Source organism: Acinetobacter sp. YH12099 (genome assembly GCF_013419195.1).
Lineage (GTDB): Bacteria > Pseudomonadota > Gammaproteobacteria > Pseudomonadales > Moraxellaceae > Acinetobacter > Acinetobacter towneri.
This window is the reverse complement of sequence record NZ_VPAP01000003.1, coordinates 164,007-179,155: the sequence shown is the minus strand read 5'-3', so window position 1 is coordinate 179,155 and position 15,149 is coordinate 164,007. Positions and strand designations below refer to the sequence as shown.

Annotated in this window: 16 protein-coding genes; 8 read left to right on the top strand and 8 right to left on the bottom strand. The window is 40.8% G+C overall.

The genetic code is table 11. The annotated features are described in order from the left end of the window. Positions 1–231: 231 nt before the first annotated feature. The 4 genes from FTU39_RS03810 to FTU39_RS03795 form a co-directional block, all read right to left on the bottom strand. Positions 232–786, bottom strand: a complete 555-nt coding sequence (locus FTU39_RS03810; RefSeq protein ID WP_180051742.1) for a flavoprotein — start codon at positions 784–786, stop codon at positions 232–234. A 190-nt stretch (positions 787–976) separates the two neighbouring features. After that, positions 977–1,414, bottom strand: a complete 438-nt coding sequence (locus FTU39_RS03805) for a hypothetical protein (RefSeq protein ID WP_257224389.1) — start codon at positions 1,412–1,414, stop codon at positions 977–979. 72 nt (positions 1,415–1,486) lie between these two features. Continuing rightward, on the bottom strand, positions 1,487–2,491 hold the full coding sequence (locus tag FTU39_RS03800) for an LLM class flavin-dependent oxidoreductase (protein ID WP_179990188.1): 1,005 nt from the start codon (positions 2,489–2,491) through the stop codon (positions 1,487–1,489). A 223-nt stretch (positions 2,492–2,714) separates the two neighbouring features. Next, on the bottom strand, positions 2,715–3,212 hold the full coding sequence (locus FTU39_RS03795; RefSeq protein ID WP_180005685.1) for a hypothetical protein: 498 nt from the start codon (positions 3,210–3,212) through the stop codon (positions 2,715–2,717). A 248-nt stretch (positions 3,213–3,460) separates the two neighbouring features. Here FTU39_RS03795 and FTU39_RS03790 point away from each other — a divergent pair, with 248 nt between their 5' ends. Then, positions 3,461–3,997, top strand: a complete 537-nt coding sequence (locus FTU39_RS03790) for a hypothetical protein (RefSeq protein ID WP_180005684.1) — start codon at positions 3,461–3,463, stop codon at positions 3,995–3,997. After that, a complete protein-coding gene (locus FTU39_RS03785; protein WP_180005683.1) occupies positions 3,990–4,211 on the top strand; it encodes a hypothetical protein in 222 nt (73 codons plus the stop codon). The genes FTU39_RS03790 and FTU39_RS03785 overlap by 8 nt, the downstream gene beginning before the upstream one ends. Before the next feature lie 110 nt (positions 4,212–4,321). On the opposite strand, the gene FTU39_RS03780 is transcribed toward FTU39_RS03785, so the two are convergent. Continuing rightward, positions 4,322–4,747, bottom strand: coding sequence for a glycine zipper 2TM domain-containing protein (locus tag FTU39_RS03780; protein WP_154320690.1), 426 nt, complete (start codon positions 4,745–4,747; stop codon positions 4,322–4,324). Positions 4,748–5,132: 385 nt separating this feature from the next. On the opposite strand from FTU39_RS03780, the gene prfA reads away from it, so the two are divergent. Beyond that, a complete protein-coding gene (gene prfA / locus FTU39_RS03775) occupies positions 5,133–6,221 on the top strand; it encodes a peptide chain release factor 1 (RefSeq protein WP_004973192.1) in 1,089 nt (362 codons plus the stop codon). Beyond that, positions 6,221–7,051: a peptide chain release factor N(5)-glutamine methyltransferase gene (gene prmC, locus FTU39_RS03770; protein WP_131260809.1), complete on the top strand. Its 831-nt coding sequence runs from the start codon at positions 6,221–6,223 to the stop codon at positions 7,049–7,051. The genes prfA and prmC overlap by 1 nt, the downstream gene beginning before the upstream one ends. A gap of 114 nt (positions 7,052–7,165) precedes the next feature. Here prmC and FTU39_RS03765 read toward each other — a convergent pair whose 3' ends face one another. The 3 genes from FTU39_RS03765 to FTU39_RS03755 all read right to left on the bottom strand — a co-directional run bounded on the left by FTU39_RS03765 (position 7,166) and on the right by FTU39_RS03755 (position 9,918). After that, positions 7,166–8,077, bottom strand: coding sequence for a bestrophin family protein (locus tag FTU39_RS03765; protein WP_004973196.1), 912 nt, complete (start codon positions 8,075–8,077; stop codon positions 7,166–7,168). Positions 8,078–8,281: 204 nt separating this feature from the next. Then, complete coding sequence (locus tag FTU39_RS03760; RefSeq protein ID WP_104852119.1) at positions 8,282–8,632, bottom strand: hypothetical protein; 351 nt, start codon at positions 8,630–8,632, stop codon at positions 8,282–8,284. Between the two features lie 260 nt (positions 8,633–8,892). Beyond that, positions 8,893–9,918, bottom strand: a complete 1,026-nt coding sequence (locus FTU39_RS03755; RefSeq protein ID WP_180051741.1) for an AraC family transcriptional regulator — start codon at positions 9,916–9,918, stop codon at positions 8,893–8,895. A gap of 142 nt (positions 9,919–10,060) precedes the next feature. On the opposite strand from FTU39_RS03755, the gene FTU39_RS03750 reads away from it, so the two are divergent. From FTU39_RS03750 to FTU39_RS03735, 4 genes are all read left to right on the top strand, one after another. Next, positions 10,061–10,831 (top strand): 3-hydroxyacyl-CoA dehydrogenase, encoded by a 771-nt coding sequence (locus FTU39_RS03750; RefSeq protein WP_004973201.1) that lies wholly within the window; start codon positions 10,061–10,063, stop codon positions 10,829–10,831. 148 nt (positions 10,832–10,979) lie between these two features. Further along, a complete protein-coding gene (locus FTU39_RS03745) occupies positions 10,980–12,116 on the top strand; it encodes an acyl-CoA dehydrogenase family protein (protein ID WP_004973203.1) in 1,137 nt (378 codons plus the stop codon). Between the two features lie 276 nt (positions 12,117–12,392). Beyond that, the gene (locus tag FTU39_RS03740; RefSeq protein WP_131260808.1) at positions 12,393–14,039 is read left to right on the top strand and encodes an AMP-binding protein; all 1,647 of its coding nucleotides are present in this window, start codon (positions 12,393–12,395) and stop codon (positions 14,037–14,039) included. A gap of 255 nt (positions 14,040–14,294) precedes the next feature. Then, a complete protein-coding gene (locus FTU39_RS03735; RefSeq protein ID WP_004973205.1) occupies positions 14,295–15,005 on the top strand; it encodes a hypothetical protein in 711 nt (236 codons plus the stop codon). Positions 15,006–15,149 lie beyond the last annotated feature (144 nt).

Below are 15,149 nucleotides of genomic sequence, written 5' to 3'. Positions count from 1 at the left end.
ATCAACAATACAAAAAATTTCTGTAAAATCGTACATGGTAGTTAGAGCCTTTGGGTTGTGTCGTAACTTTCTAAATGGCTCTAACTACCTTTTTTTCAAGGGCTTTTCTTATCCGTAATTCGGGTTATGTATTAAAAAAGCCAAAATTTTATTTTGGCTCTTTTTTATTGGATTTAAATAGAATAAAAATCAAGCTACTATTTATTTAAATGATAATGCTTTTAGTGTGACTTAAAATGTAGTGATAATGGTATCAATTGGATGTTCTTGTCCATCAATACTATGCACGCTATGCGCACAGACTTTGACAATTGGCCAAGTAATCAAATGGCAATTTTCACGTTGTAAAGCTAAATAATAATGATCAGATTTGAAATAGTGTTGATGAGTATCAGCAATGTTGGGTGTGAGTTGACGTTTGAGCCAAGTGTCTTTGACTTGAGCATCTAAAAAGCGCAAAGCCAAAATATTTTTGACGCGGTTATTAAACAAACGTCGATTTTTAAACATCAAAGGATGGCTAATTAGACGATGGATACCACGCTCGGTACTAGGTAAGACAAAATGCGGTGCAATTTGAAAGACTTGAACAGATGTTGCCTGCTGACAAATTCTGTCGAGTTGTGCCACGCTGTCCTGATTTGCGCCAATAACTGCAACGCGTAAACCAGTGAAATCATGGTATTTGATTTCAGTTGCAGGAATACATTTGCCTTGGAACTCTTGAAAATCTGTCAAACAGTTTTGAAAAGCGTGTCTATGAACGTCGTGTTTAGGACTGACCATGCTGAATCTCTTGATTTATTCATTTTATAAATTAGAACATTTACTCTATTTTGTTGGGGCAGTACTGTTTGGTAAAGCCTTTTGTGCAGGCGAGCCAGTCATTCTCAAAGATTGAAAATTAATTCGACGAAGATTTAAGTAGCAGAAAACAAGAAAATACAAATTTTATGTATTTGAAATTATTTCCAATCTAGTTGGAAGCTGGTAATGGTGGTATTAATTTATTGATAATAATGGTGTTATTTTCAATACAAGCGGGGTTTGGTTTTGTAATCCATATATATGAGTCTAAATCAATATTAGAGGCTTCACCTGCACCATAGGCAACTCTATCGCCATTTTTATACGTTTTATTATCTACGACTAATACATCATTTCTCGAATCCCAGTAAGCTTGTTGAGTCGCAAAAATAGGAAGAAAATTCGTCTGGTTTGCTGTGAAATACAAGCATTTTCCTTCAAGGGTAATTATTGCTTCACTGTAGCTAGCATTACTTCCATCACCTGAATATTGTAGTTTTGGTATGATGATTTCTGTTTGATTATTCAGTGACGATTCAGAACAGCCTAGCACTGTAAACAAAGTGCCAAAGAAAACGGGTAGAAGCTTCTGTTTAAAAATTAACATATGATCCAATAATACCTTAAGAATTTAGTTACCTTACAGCCCTTGATTTGGCTGTAAGGTGTGTTGAATGAATTAAATATTTTTCTTCATTTGCATGAGCAAATCAAAGTTATGTAAGCGTTTTTCTGTGTCATAGATGTCACAGGTAAAAATAAACTCATCGACATCATACTTCGCCAATAAGTTTTCCAATCCTGCTTTGACAGTCGCCTTTGAGCCAATTTGCGCCATGGCATAAAAACTATCAACTGACATTTTTTCTGCAGGTGACCATAAGCCATCCATACTTTCGACTGGAGCTTTGAGTTTTAGGCTTTGTCCACGCATTAAACCTAAAACACGCTGATAGGCACTAGTCGCCAAAAATTCTGCTTCTTGGTCGGTGTCTGCAACCACTGTTGGCACACCCATAGACACATAAGGCCGCTCTAAATATTCTGAAGGCTCAAAATTGTCACGATATAACTGAATGGCTTGAGCAAGCATACGCGGGGCGAAGTGTGAGGCAAATGAGTAGGGTAGTCCTAATTTTGCAGCAAGTTGTGCGCTAAATAAACTTGAACCAAGCAACCATACAGGAACGTGTGTCCCTTGTCCTGGCGTAGCAACAATACGTTGTTGTGGTTCAGCATCTTTAAAGTAATGCAAAATTTCTAAAACATCTTGCGGAAATTGATCTTCAGTTTCCTGTCGCCCACGACGCAGCGCACGCATGGTCACTTGATCTGTGCCTGGTGCGCGACCTAAACCGAGTTCAATACGGTTAGGATATAAAGTCGCTAAAGTTCCAAACTGTTCAGCGACCACTAACGGTGCGTGGTTGGGGAGCATAATACCGCCAGAACCGAGTTTAATTTTTTGCGTATTTGCTAATAAATAACCCAAAAGAACTGCGGTTGCTGAGCTGGCAATGCCATCCATATTATGATGTTCCGCCAACCACAAACGGTCATAGCCGAGTTGTTCTGCGTGTCGTGCTAATTCAAGTGCATGATGCAGTGAAAACTGTACTGATTGATCATCACGTACAGGTGCGAGTTCAAGAATGGCAAATTTTGTATCTTGCAGGGAACGCATCATTTATTCCAGCTTGATTAAAGAGAGTTTTATCATACGATGCTGCACTGATTTTGTATATCGAAAATTTTCGATATATGGGCGAGTCATGAGATATTGCCATTTAACAACGCGCGACATTCATCCAAAAAGCACGCTTTATAAAAAAACATTTATCCAAGCAAGTAGTCAGCAAACAAAAAGCACCCGAAGGTGCTGAAGAAGTTAGAAGTATCGTGAGAAATTAACGACGTTTACCATTTTTATAGTGACCTAAATGTAAGCCATTGTCTTTGCGGTAACGGTCATTATAACGGTAGTCATTGTAGCGATAGCCACGGCTATCATAGCGGCGGTCATAATGATCATCACGACGGTCTTTACTAACTTTTTGACCTAATACTGCACCACCTGCAGAGCCGAGTCCTGCACCGACATAGCCACCATTGTTGCCTGCCATATTGCGACCAACGCTATATCCACCTGCACCGCCCAAGGCAGCACCAATCATGGCACCGTTACGGTCACGTTTATTGGCAGAAGCTGCAGCACCGCCCGCACCACCAATGGCTGAACCAATCATCGCGCCTGTTTGTCCACCCATTTGTTGACCAATTGCTGCTCCGACAGCACCACCCAAGGCAGAACTTACGGCAACACGTGTATCGTTTGCATGCGCAGTACTCATAAGCAAGGCAGAACTTGCGATAACGCTACCCAATAAAATACGATTAAGTTTCATGCGGATGCTCCAAATATTGATTAATATGTTTTGTAATGAAGATATAGAAACAGATGGCAAAGATCGTGAAGGGCAATGAGGTAAATCTGCAAAGTTTGGTAAAGACTTTGTAATTGCACTGCTAAATTTCTTCATATTGATTATGGTCGTTTTTGAATTGATATATAAAAAACGGCTATACGGAATAACGTGTGGACAAGCTTGTATGAATCTTATGAAAAATATACGAGTAACAACGGGGGGTAATAATGTTTACGTCTATTTTATTAGGCTCTTTTTGCTTAATAGCTTTAAGTGCCTGCGGTGGAAAAAATGATTCTTCAGCACCACAAAATGAAAAAATAACGATAAAAGAGCAAGTCTTTCAGAAGTTAGAGGATGAAGGAAAATTACCAAAATTTGAAAAAACAGATTCAATTTTAGGGATTGATAAGGACCAAAATGGCATCCGTGATGATATTGACGCTCATATTGAACAAAAATATAAAGATGAACTTGAAAAAAAAGCGGTTCAACAATTTGCAAGGAATAGTCAGCAAAAAATGGCTGTTAATTTAGAGAATGAAGTTGAATTACAAGCATCATCTCATGAAGCTGATAGAGCAACGACTTGTGTTTATAAAACATTCAAAAGTAACCCGAATATAGACGCATCCGATGTAATTGATGAAATAGGAAATATGACTACAAATACCAAAAAACGCCTACAGGCTTATTACAAATATAGTGATGCTTTAGATGGTTTTGTGTTCACGATACCACAAAGAGATTACTGTGATGAATAAGAAAATTTATTTGAGTGCCATTTCTCTTTTAATGGTTGCATCTAGCATCACTAATGCTACAGACGATATAAATGATTTGTGCAACAAGTCTGATGTAACTATAGCCTATTTCAATGGTGTTCTTACGGATGAGAAAACAGCTCGTAAGAATCTTAATGAAATAGAAGAACGCTATAGTGACCAAATGGCTATACGGAATATTCTTAAAACTTAAATTCCACTACTTATTCCGCATAGCCTAAAAAACGAATCCTATAAAAAAGCATCAAACCTGTGTTGATGCTTTTTTACCGATCTATATCATGCTTTATCTATTCTTTAGGATTAACGACGGTTGCGTTTTTTCTTCCATTTACGTTCTTGATAGCGGTCATATTCTTTATCTTTTGAGATTTTATTGCCGAGAGCTGCACCACCTGCTGCACCTAAAGCTGAACCAATATAACCCCCATTGGTGCCGCCCATATTTTTACCTACGGTATAGCCAGCACCGCCACCCAAAGCACCACCAATTGCAGATTCAGTACGATGACGTTTATCACTCGCCACGGCTGCACCACCAGCACCGCCTAAGGCAGCGCCTAGTGTTGCACCCGTAGTCCCCCCCATATTTTTACCAATAGCTGTACCTGCAACACTGCCTAAAGCACTGGCTGCGGCAACGCGCGTAGTATTGTCTGCATAAACGTTGGCAGTGAGCATTGAAGCTGTGGCTAAAGCTGCTGTCATTAACATTGCATTAAGTTTCATGTTGAACTCCATGTCCCTTACAGGACTTATTTATGATCAATTTTGATGGGCTCAATTTAACAAAGCGCCGCTTTTAAAATGTGGAGAGTGCAGACGATATTGGTGTGCTTTGGTGTGGGCTTTGTATGAGTTTGATTAAAATTGCTAAAAAAATGTCCAAATGCGGATGCTAATTGCGGTACTTGGTGAGTTGTACATTCACCGCAATGCACAGCATCATCACACAGAAATACTGCTAGAACATCTGCAGATAGGCATTTCAAACATCGTACAGACGTAATAATGATGTTATTTGGGTGGTAGAATCGGTAAACTATGCGCAATTTTTTATTTCGCTGTGCTGCGTGTTGCATGTAACAGCCTTTGCATTGAGATTTTTTAAACAATGAAAGAATCGTTACGTTTACGATTAGATCAGCTTTCTGACCGCCATGAAGAATTGACTGCTTTGTTGGCAGATGTTGAAGTGATTTCAGATAACAAGCGTTTTCGTCAATTATCACGCGAACACAGTGATTTAGACGAAATTACGGCAGTGTGGTCACAATACACACAAGCTGAAGCCGATATTGAAACAGCCGAAGCAATGTTGTCTGATCCTGATTTTAAGGAAATGGCGCAAGAAGAAATTAAAGACAATAAAGCCCTAATTCAGCAACTTGAAGCTGATTTAAATATTTTAATGATTCCAAAAGACCCGAATGATGCTAACTCGGCTTATTTGGAGATTCGTGCAGGGACTGGGGGCGATGAAGCTGCGATTTTTTCGGGTGACTTATTCCGCATGTATAGCAAATATGCAGAGAGTCAGGGCTGGAGAATCGAAATTTTATCTGAAAATGAAGGTGAACACGGCGGATATAAAGAAGTCATTTGCTTGGTGAATGGCGAAGGCGTGTATGGTCGTTTGAAGTTTGAAAGTGGCGCACATCGTGTGCAACGTGTTCCAGCGACTGAGTCACAAGGTCGTGTGCATACATCAGCATGTACCGTTGCAATTTTACCTGAAGTAGATGTAGATACCACGGTAGATATTAACCCTGCCGATTTGCGTATCGATACCTATCGTGCTTCGGGTGCGGGTGGTCAGCACGTTAACAAAACCGACTCTGCAGTGCGTATAACCCACATTCCGACGGGTACTGTGGTGGAATGTCAGGAAGAACGTTCACAGCATAAAAACAAAGCGAAAGCGATGGCGTTGTTGGCATCACGTTTGGAAAATGCCAAACGTGCTGCAGCAGATGCAGCAACTTCAGAAATGCGTCGTGATTTGGTGGGTTCGGGTGACCGTTCTGAGCGTATTCGTACCTATAACTATCCGCAAGGACGTATGACAGATCATCGTATTAACCTGACTTTATATAAGTTGGATGCGGTGATGGAAGGTGATTTAACTGAACTACTAGATAGTCTGCATCGTGAATATCAGGCAGATCAGTTGGCGATGCTTGCTCAGCAAAACGGTGGTTAATGAATATTGCACAAGCCTTGGCGCTACGTGGTGAAGTCGATAGCTATGAGCGTCAAGAAAATATTTGGTTGTTAGAGCATTTTTTAGGACTCAGTGCGCTTGAATTAAAATATCGTGCAGATCAGGAATTGAGTGCCGCGCAAGAGCAGATGTATGTGCAGGCTTTGGCACGTATAGCAGCAGGCGAGCCTTTGGCGTATATCACAGGTTCACAGCCATTTTGGACACTGGATTTAAAAGTCACGCACGATACTTTGGTGCCACGTCCTGATACCGAGGTTTTGGTCGAAACTGTGTTGGCTTTGTCATTACAACGTGATGCTGTAATTGTCGATTTAGGCACAGGTACAGGGGCGATTGCTTTGGCTTTAGCATCTGAACGTCCAGATTGGCAGGTAACCGCAACCGATATTTACCTGCCAACGCTTGCAGTTGCTCAAGAAAATGCAAGCAAGCATGCTTTAAATCAGGTGCAATTTGCCTGTGGTGCATGGTTTGAGGCATTGGGTTCAGCAGCCGAGCCACGTTTTGATTTAATTGTATCTAATCCGCCGTATATAGATGCTAATGATGCACACATGTCTGCTTTGGCAGCAGAGCCTGAACGTGCATTGGTGGCAGCAGATCAGGGTTTGGCAGATATTCTGCAGATTATTTCGCAGGGTAAGCACTGGCTGAAAGCAAATGGATGGATTGCACTAGAGCATGGCTATGACCAAGCTTTAGCAGTGCAAGCGATTTTTGCAGAACACGGTTTTTCTGACATTCGTACAGTCAAAGATTATGCAGGCAATGATCGGGTGACTTTAGCACAATGGCTTGCTGGCTGATGTGTTATATCAGTTAAAAATCTTGTGAGATCTATTTATCAGCTTGCAAACATAGACGAATGATTAGCAAAGTTTAAGTGCAAGACCAATTTATGAGCCTCAACTCAACTGATGTCAGCTTAGGTTGCCTTTCACTGCCAAAATTGCAGGTGGCAGTTCTTCGCCAAGTGAACTCAGCATTTCCCGTTCAATTAATCGCACCATGGAGTTGAGCGGTAAATCATTGTCTTGCAGGCCAAAAGGTTCTTCAAGTTGTTCGCTGAGAGCATCTAAACCTAAGAATAAATAGGCAATTAAACCCACCAAAATTGGTGTCCAGATTCCTAAACTTGCTTCTAAACTAAAAGGCAGAATAAAGCAGAAGCAATACACAGTGCGGTGCAACAAGACTGAATAAGAAAAAGGCAAGGGTGTGCTGAGAATTCGATCGCAACCTGCTTGCACATTACCCAATTCAACAATATGTTGATTCAAGCCTTGATAAATAATATCGGAAATTTCACCTGTTTTCAGTGCGCTGACTAACTCTTTTTGAATGCTTTCTAAAATAAACTGTGCGGCATTAATATGCGGAAATAATGCTTCATAATCTGCAGATGTGAGGTTGACTTTGTTTTGATAAAAATCGATAGGTTGGTTTTGATTGCGTAAACGGTTACGCAATAAATTACTAAACAACATGACCCGATACATCAAGACCCGACGCTGTTGATCTGGCAGTACGTATGAGTCACGTGAAATATGCCGTGATGTTGCAATTAACGTCCCCCACAATTTTCGACCTTCCCACCAACGTTCATAACTGGCGTTATTTCTAAAACTGAGGAAAATAGACAAAATAATACCGAAAATGGTAAAGCCAATGGCTGGTACGCTCGGCACTTGAAAAAAGTGGTGAGAAGACAAATACACTAAGACCGTAGAAAGGAAGACCACAATTGCAAGTGCAGGTAAGACCGTGGGTAAAATTGTCCCATACCATGCAAACAGTAGGGTAAAACTGTTGTTTTTATTGCGAATAATCATCTTGATGCATCCTTGAAGCTGTCCTTAGTGTTTCATAGACAAACAACGCTTGGCAAGATGATAGCTAGCTTTTGATTTAAAAAAGCAGCAAGCGGCTTAAAGTCAATTTTTCTTATTTATTATTGCAACAGCCAATAAAAAAGTGATGCCATGAAGACATCACTTTTTAAATACTTTCAGCAAATGAATACCCGAAGTTTTAGTTTACATCGGGTAATCTTGCAAACAGTCAGGAATTTCAACTTGTGCCAAACTGTCTGTTTCTAAAGCTAAACATAGTGCAACAATTTTAGCGGTATCGCACAGGTGTTCATCTTTGAGTGCTAAACCTGCTTGTAAAGATTGTAAATCTTCTTGGCAAATATCTAGGGCTTGCGCTGCTTCAAGTGCATCTTCACGTTTGAAAAACGCAGACATGACATTGCGTAACTGTTCTTCTGAGGTATTTAGAATACTTTGATTGAGTAATTCATCTAATTGGTCAGAAGCTTGGTTGAGGGAGTGAGAGAAATTTTGAACTAGATTGTGTTCAAGTACATCCATCATCTTAAGCATGGGGAAACCTCCAAAGATGCTCGTACATTTAATATTACAGGGGGAGTATGACAGCCGAATTGCATAAAATTTATGCTTTAAATTGATTGAAAAGTAAACTAAATTTAATGCTTTGACAATGCAGTGCCGATGAACGTCCAGTTCACTGCTCAACCTTGAAATCACAGCGATGAGTTTTCTTTTATAATTAAGTTGTTTGTAAAATACACAAAATAGTGGCTGAGTAGTAGGTGATAAGTCACGCAATTATGAGCTTTCAATTATGAGCTTTCGGTATATTGTCGATATGCACCAGGATTGACCCCAGTCCATTTTTTAAAGGCACGATGAAAAGCGCTAGGATCATGGAAATTTAATTGATCGCTAATTTCCTGAAGTGATTGTTGGGTTTTGCTCAACAATTCAATTGCCGTATCTCGACGGATTTCATTTTTTAATTGCTGATAGCTGGTGCCTTCCTGCTTTAAACGCCGTTGGAACGTCGCTTCAGACATATTGAAATGTTGGGTTAATTCGTTCAGTTCTAACCATTCACTCGGCGGCAATCGCATTAATTGTTTACGAATTTTATGACTCAGCGCATGTGGGTTTTTATAACGCACCAAAAGGTTAAAAGGTGTTTGTTTTAAAAAGCGTTTCCAACTTTTTTTATCCTGCTTGATTTTTAAATCAAGATGTTTTGCCTCAAAATAAATCTTATGCGCTGTACACGCATATTCAATTTCATCACAGAAACGGACACGATAATCAGCATCATCCTGCGGGGCAGCACATTTGAGTTGCATGTTTAAAATAGCGATACGTTGTCCTGTCAGCCAGCACATCAAGCCATGAATCAGCATTAAATAAGTGGCATAACTAAACATCGGTTTCACTTGATATTTATCGTGAATGGTTAAGATTGCATATTCACCATCTACGTTTAATTCACCTGAAAAATCATCCAGTATTAAATTAAAGAAATTTAAAATGTCCTGTAATGCGGCCTTTAAATGCTCTGCTTGGTACACCCATTTAGACAAGAGTTGATAACTGCCACGACGCATAGCATGGCTGTCCATGCCAAAAAATTCATCGTTCATGGCATCTGCCAGTGCAATCCACAATTGACCATATTGCAGAATTGACACCCTCGCTTTGTTGGAATGTAACAGCTCTGCAGGAATACCCGCCGTCTGCAAAATCGCATGCGTATCCATACCGCGTTGCTGTGCAGTATGCAAAGCTTCATGGACTAAAGCAATTGAAATTGTACCTTTGCTGTAAGTGAGCTGAGTTGCATTCATGGGATGGCGTGGTATTCCATTTACAAGTTGAGTGTTCAAATACATCATAGTCGATGCAGGGTTTGGAAATTGTACTCTAGCTTGAGTGTGATTAATCTGCTTCTTAAGTTGTATCAACCTGAAAATTTATAAGGAAAATAAAATGAAAATTCAAGGAAAAGTCTGTGTGGTCACGGGTGGTGCATCGGGTTTAGGCGCTGCGACTGCACAACATTTAGTTGCGCAAGGTGCAAAAGTTATTTTGGTTGATATGAATCAAGAACTTGGGCAGCAGCTTCAACAGCAATTGGGCGAAAATGCAGACTTCGTAGCTGTAGACGTGACCGATGAAAACCAAGTACAGCAGCTTTTTAACCATATTGAGCAAAAATACGGACAGTTAAATGGCTTGGTGAATTGTGCAGGCATTGCACCGTCTGCCAAAGTCTTGGGACGTGATGGTTTGCATGATTTGGCAATGTTCCAAAAAGTGCTGAATATTAATGTCACGGGCAGTTTTAATATGATCCGTTTTGCGGCACAACTGATGGCGAAATATGACTTAGCCGCCGATGAAGAAGAGCGTGGTGTGATTGTGAATACTGCTTCGGTTGCAGCATTTGATGGGCAGATTGGACAAAGTGCGTATTCTGCATCGAAAGGTGCAATTGTGGGGATGACGCTGCCTTTGGCACGTGAATTGGCACGTGAAGCCATTCGGGTGATGACGATTGCCCCCGGTATTATGGAAACCCCGATGCTGAAAGCATTTCCACAGCATGTGCAAGATGCTTTAGGGCAAATGGTGCCATTTCCACCACGTTTGGCAAAGCCTGAAGAATTTGCGCAATTGGTGGGTCATATTTTTGAAAATGGTTATTTAAACGGTGAAGTGATTCGTTTGGATGGCGCAATTCGTATGCAACCGAAATAAGTTATGACGATGCTATATCCATAAAATAGCCTAAGCAAAAATTCAAGTATTGAAAAACTGGATACTAAAAAACCGTTGCAATACAGAACAAGGATGTTGCGCGCATTCCTGACAAAAACAACATCTACCATATAAACAGAGGGTCACCATGATTTTAAGCCATGAACAAAAAATGATTCAGGATATGCTGCGCAGTTATGCACAGGAAAAGCTTAAACCAACTGCAGCGGCACGTGATAAAACTGCTGAATTCCCTGCAAAGGAGTTAAAAGAACTGGGTGAGCTAGGTGCTTTGGGCATGACCGTTGCAGAAGAATGGGGCGGTGCAGGTTTAGATTATGTATCTCTCGTTTTAGCCTTAGAAGAAATTGCTGCGGGTGATGGTGCAATTTCAACGATTGTGAGTGTGCAAAACTCATTGCCATGCGGAATTACACAACGCTACGGCACAGAGGCGCAAAAACAAAAATATTTAACTAAACTGGCAACAGGCGAATGGTTAGGCTGCTTTTGTTTAACTGAACCACAAGTCGGCTCTGATGCCAGCGCGATTGAATGTAAAGCTGAAAAAGATGGCGAGGATTGGGTTTTAAATGGCACCAAGCAGTTTATCACCACAGGCAAATATGCAGATGTTGCTTTAGTTTTTGCTGTAACGGACAAAACTGCGGGTAAAAAAGGCATTTCCTGCTTTTTAGTCCCGACGAACACACCAGGTTATATCGTGGCACGTTTAGAAGACAAAATGGGACAGCACTGTTCCGATACCGCCACCATCGTGTTGGAAAACTGCCGTATTCCTGCAGAAAACCTATTGGGGCAAGAAGGTGAAGGCTACAAAATTGCACTCTCTAATTTAGAGTCGGGGCGTATTGGTATTGCCGCGCAATCGGTGGGTATGGCGCGAGCAGCTTTAGATGCAGCCGTGGACTATGCCAATGAGCGTAAAGCTTTTGGAGTTGAAATTGTGCAACATCAGGCAGTCGCGTTTCGCTTGGCAGATATGGCAACACAGATTGAAGCTGCACGACAGCTTATTCTACATGCCGCAAGCCTCAAAGATGCAGGCTTACCGTGTTTAAAAGAAGCATCTATGGCCAAGCTTTTTGCTTCAACCATGGCAGAGCGTGTGTGTTCAGATGCGATTCAAATACATGGGGGCTATGGCTATGTATCTGATTTCCCAGTTGAACGTATTTACCGCGATGTGCGCGTTAGCCAAATTTATGAAGGTGCATCCGATATTCAGCGTTTGGTGATTGCACGTGAAGTGACTAAGCGTTAAAGCTGAGTATCTAAAACTTTAGTCGGTGTCCAAAGCTTGCAAGGTTATTGCAGGATGTGGAAATTGAGAAAATGTTCAAATCATGTTTAGCTAACTTGATTGAAAAATACGCGAAGATCATGTCGTGATTGCGTTGCATGATCGACTTCAACACAGCAAACCTAATTTAAATTTTAAAGAGCGATTCAATCCTAACTTGTAAAAACGGTTAAAACAATAACGCATATTGCTGCAAATGAATTGCAGTGTCATCAGTTTAAGACGGAGCTTAAAAGAATGAAAACTTTGCAAGAGGCATATCAACAGTTTGATATTGAGCAACTGATTCAAACCCAATTGGCAGGAACGCCAACGGCACTTAATGCCTATGAAGAATGTTGCGGACGCTATACGGGTACTCAACAAACTGCCTTAATTTGGGAAGGCAAACACGGTCAAACTGCATCGTGGACATTTGATCAACTGGCAGAAGCATCTGGAAAATTGGCAAATTATTTTACTCAACTGGGCTTAAAAGCAGGTGATTGTATTGCAGGATTATTGCCGCGTACGCCTGAATTGTTAATTACGGTTTTTGCCACATGGCGCATTGGGGCAGTGTATCAGCCTTTATTTACAGCCTTTGAATCTAAAGCGATTGAGCACCGTATTCAAACTGCAAAGACGCAGCTCATTGTGACCAATACTGAGCAGCGTCCAAAACTAAATGCCTTGTCTAATGTGAAAATTTTAACTGTGGACGCAGCAAATCAAGCTCAAAACCATGATACAGATTTTTGGCAAGTTCTAAGCACTCAAGACACTTACTTTGAAACCGTGTATCGCAGTTTTGAAGATGATTTTCTGATGATGTTTACATCAGGCACTACGGGTTTAGCTAAATCTGTACCTGTGCCTTTAAAAGCCATTGTGGCATTTAAAGGTTATATGCAGCATGCAGTCGATTTAAGAGCAGAAGATTCATTTTGGAATTTAGCCGACCCTGGTTGGGCTTATGGCTTGTATTACGGTATTACAGGGCCACTGAGTTTGGGGCATAGCATTATTATGGATGAACGTCCATTTAGTGTTGATCATGCACTGGAAATTATCCGTAAATATCAGGTGAGTAATTTAACAGGTTCACCAACCGCATTTAGAATGTTCTTTGGTTTTAAAGAAAAGTTTGATGGTGATATTCAACGACATCTGCGTGTGGTTAGCAGTGCAGGCGAGCCGCTCACACCAGAAGTGATTCATTGGTTTAAGCATGATTTACAAGTCAATATTTATGATCAATATGGACAAACCGAATTGGGGATGGTGATTGCCAATCATCATGCACTGGAACATCAGAAAAAAGTAGGTTCTGCGGGTTATGCTATTCCCGGACATCGTTTCGCGGTTTTAAATGCACAGCATCAGGAAGTCGCTCACGGCGAAATTGGCACACTTGCACTGGATGAATCACAATCGCCTTTAATGTGGTTCAAAGGTTACGATGGGGATGACCGTAAATCATTTGTGGGACAGTATTATTTAACGGGTGATACGGTACGTTTAAATGAATTTGGTGGGATTGATTTTATTGGTCGTGCAGACGATGTCATTACAACTTCGGGTTATCGTGTCGGGCCTTTTGATGTAGAAAGTACTTTGCTTGAATGTGAGGAAGTGCTTGAATCCGCAGTAATTGGTAAGCCAGACCCAGAGCGTACAGAAGTGGTAAAAGCCTTTGTGGTGTTAAAAAATCAATATCAACCAAGCACTGCATTGCAGGAAAAGCTGCAACAGTATGTGCGTTCACGCTTATCGAAACATGCCTATCCTAAAGAAATTGAATTTGTCAGCAGTTTGCCTAAAACATCCAGTGGAAAAATTCAGCGTAATTTATTGAAGCAACAAGAAATTGCAAAACAAAATGCTTTTAAAAAAGTGAGCTAAATTCAGCCAATAGGCCCTGTTAATTATTGCGCCATAAGAAAAACGCCATTCATACAGATTGGCGTTTTTTTAAATCTGTATTCTTTATTTAAACCACCCGATTATGCAAGCACGAACTCAATCGATAGAAAATGTGTGCATCATATTGGTGATGTGATATTTTCAACTTTATGCTGACACAATGAACAAGGCTGCATGTACTTCGATTACGATAAAAGCATGTAGGCAGCGCAATACATATTGGGGGAGAACATCATGGTAACAGCTCATTTAAATTTCACGCAGCCGTCAAAGCGGATATTTACGAAGTCGATATGGATGGGCGCAGCTTTACTGTTGTGTGCCTCTGGCAGTTATGCACAAAACTGGAACCCAGCGCCAACTGCTGAAAGTACAGCCTATTCCAGCTATCCAGCAGCAAAAACGCCACAAAAAAATTATGCAGTCTTTGCCGAATACGCCAATTTTGAAGCAGATTTTGACAGTGGCGATACAGTAGAACTAGATGGTTTTGCTTTGGGTGTTTCCACCACGCCACATCGCTCAGGTTTTTATGGCAGATTGGAATTCTTAAAAAACAATGAATACGATTTGGATTATTATGAATTCAATATGGGCGGGAATTTAAACCTGATCAGCTATCATGGTTTTTATTTCAATACATACGCAGGTCTAGGTTATAGCGGCGCAAGTTCAAAGCTGCTTGCCAATGATGTCAATTTTGTCACTTTACCTGTGGGCGTAGAAGTCGGTTTGAACTTTGTTCCTGATTTCTCGATTTACGCCACTGCCGGTTATAAATGGTTATATGACAGCACCTCGAATACCACCTGTAAAGATGGGACAACCTCAGACAAAGTCGGGAATACGGCATGTTACTGGAATGGTGGAATTGCCTATTATAATGAATATATAGGCGATGCCGATGGCGTTACTTATAACGTAGGCATGCGGATGCACTTTTAAGCAAGTCGTTGCACATCTCCATCTGTTCAAATACGCAACAATTCAACCGCCGTCATGGCGGTTTGCTTTGAATACCCGTTATACTTGGCGTTTTGGTTTTGCAGAATAGGGCATTTTCTTGGAAAGCATATTCGATACTCAGTT

What these genes read in the sequence shown, in the direction of transcription:
- FTU39_RS03795 (WP_180005685.1), bottom strand. Translation starts at nt 3,212, where the DNA reads ATGAAACTTAATCGTATTTTATTGGGTAGCGTTATCGCAAGTTCTGCC.
- FTU39_RS03810 (WP_180051742.1), bottom strand. Translation starts at nt 786, where the DNA reads ATGGTCAGTCCTAAACACGACGTTCATAGACACGCTTTTCAAAACTGT.
- prmC (WP_131260809.1), top strand. Translation starts at nt 6,221, where the DNA reads ATGAATATTGCACAAGCCTTGGCGCTACGTGGTGAAGTCGATAGCTAT.
- FTU39_RS03735 (WP_004973205.1), top strand. Translation starts at nt 14,295, where the DNA reads ATGGTAACAGCTCATTTAAATTTCACGCAGCCGTCAAAGCGGATATTT.
- prfA (WP_004973192.1), top strand. Translation starts at nt 5,133, where the DNA reads ATGAAAGAATCGTTACGTTTACGATTAGATCAGCTTTCTGACCGCCAT.
- FTU39_RS03755 (WP_180051741.1), bottom strand. Translation starts at nt 9,918, where the DNA reads ATGAATGCAACTCAGCTCACTTACAGCAAAGGTACAATTTCAATTGCT.
- FTU39_RS03800 (WP_179990188.1), bottom strand. Translation starts at nt 2,491, where the DNA reads ATGCGTTCCCTGCAAGATACAAAATTTGCCATTCTTGAACTCGCACCT.
- FTU39_RS03745 (WP_004973203.1), top strand. Translation starts at nt 10,980, where the DNA reads ATGATTTTAAGCCATGAACAAAAAATGATTCAGGATATGCTGCGCAGT.
- FTU39_RS03765 (WP_004973196.1), bottom strand. Translation starts at nt 8,077, where the DNA reads ATGATTATTCGCAATAAAAACAACAGTTTTACCCTACTGTTTGCATGG.
- FTU39_RS03750 (WP_004973201.1), top strand. Translation starts at nt 10,061, where the DNA reads ATGAAAATTCAAGGAAAAGTCTGTGTGGTCACGGGTGGTGCATCGGGT.
- FTU39_RS03785 (WP_180005683.1), top strand. Translation starts at nt 3,990, where the DNA reads ATGAATAAGAAAATTTATTTGAGTGCCATTTCTCTTTTAATGGTTGCA.
- FTU39_RS03780 (WP_154320690.1), bottom strand. Translation starts at nt 4,747, where the DNA reads ATGAAACTTAATGCAATGTTAATGACAGCAGCTTTAGCCACAGCTTCA.
- FTU39_RS03760 (WP_104852119.1), bottom strand. Translation starts at nt 8,632, where the DNA reads ATGCTTAAGATGATGGATGTACTTGAACACAATCTAGTTCAAAATTTC.
- FTU39_RS03790 (WP_180005684.1), top strand. Translation starts at nt 3,461, where the DNA reads ATGTTTACGTCTATTTTATTAGGCTCTTTTTGCTTAATAGCTTTAAGT.
- FTU39_RS03740 (WP_131260808.1), top strand. Translation starts at nt 12,393, where the DNA reads ATGAAAACTTTGCAAGAGGCATATCAACAGTTTGATATTGAGCAACTG.
- FTU39_RS03805 (WP_257224389.1), bottom strand. Translation starts at nt 1,414, where the DNA reads ATGTTAATTTTTAAACAGAAGCTTCTACCCGTTTTCTTTGGCACTTTG.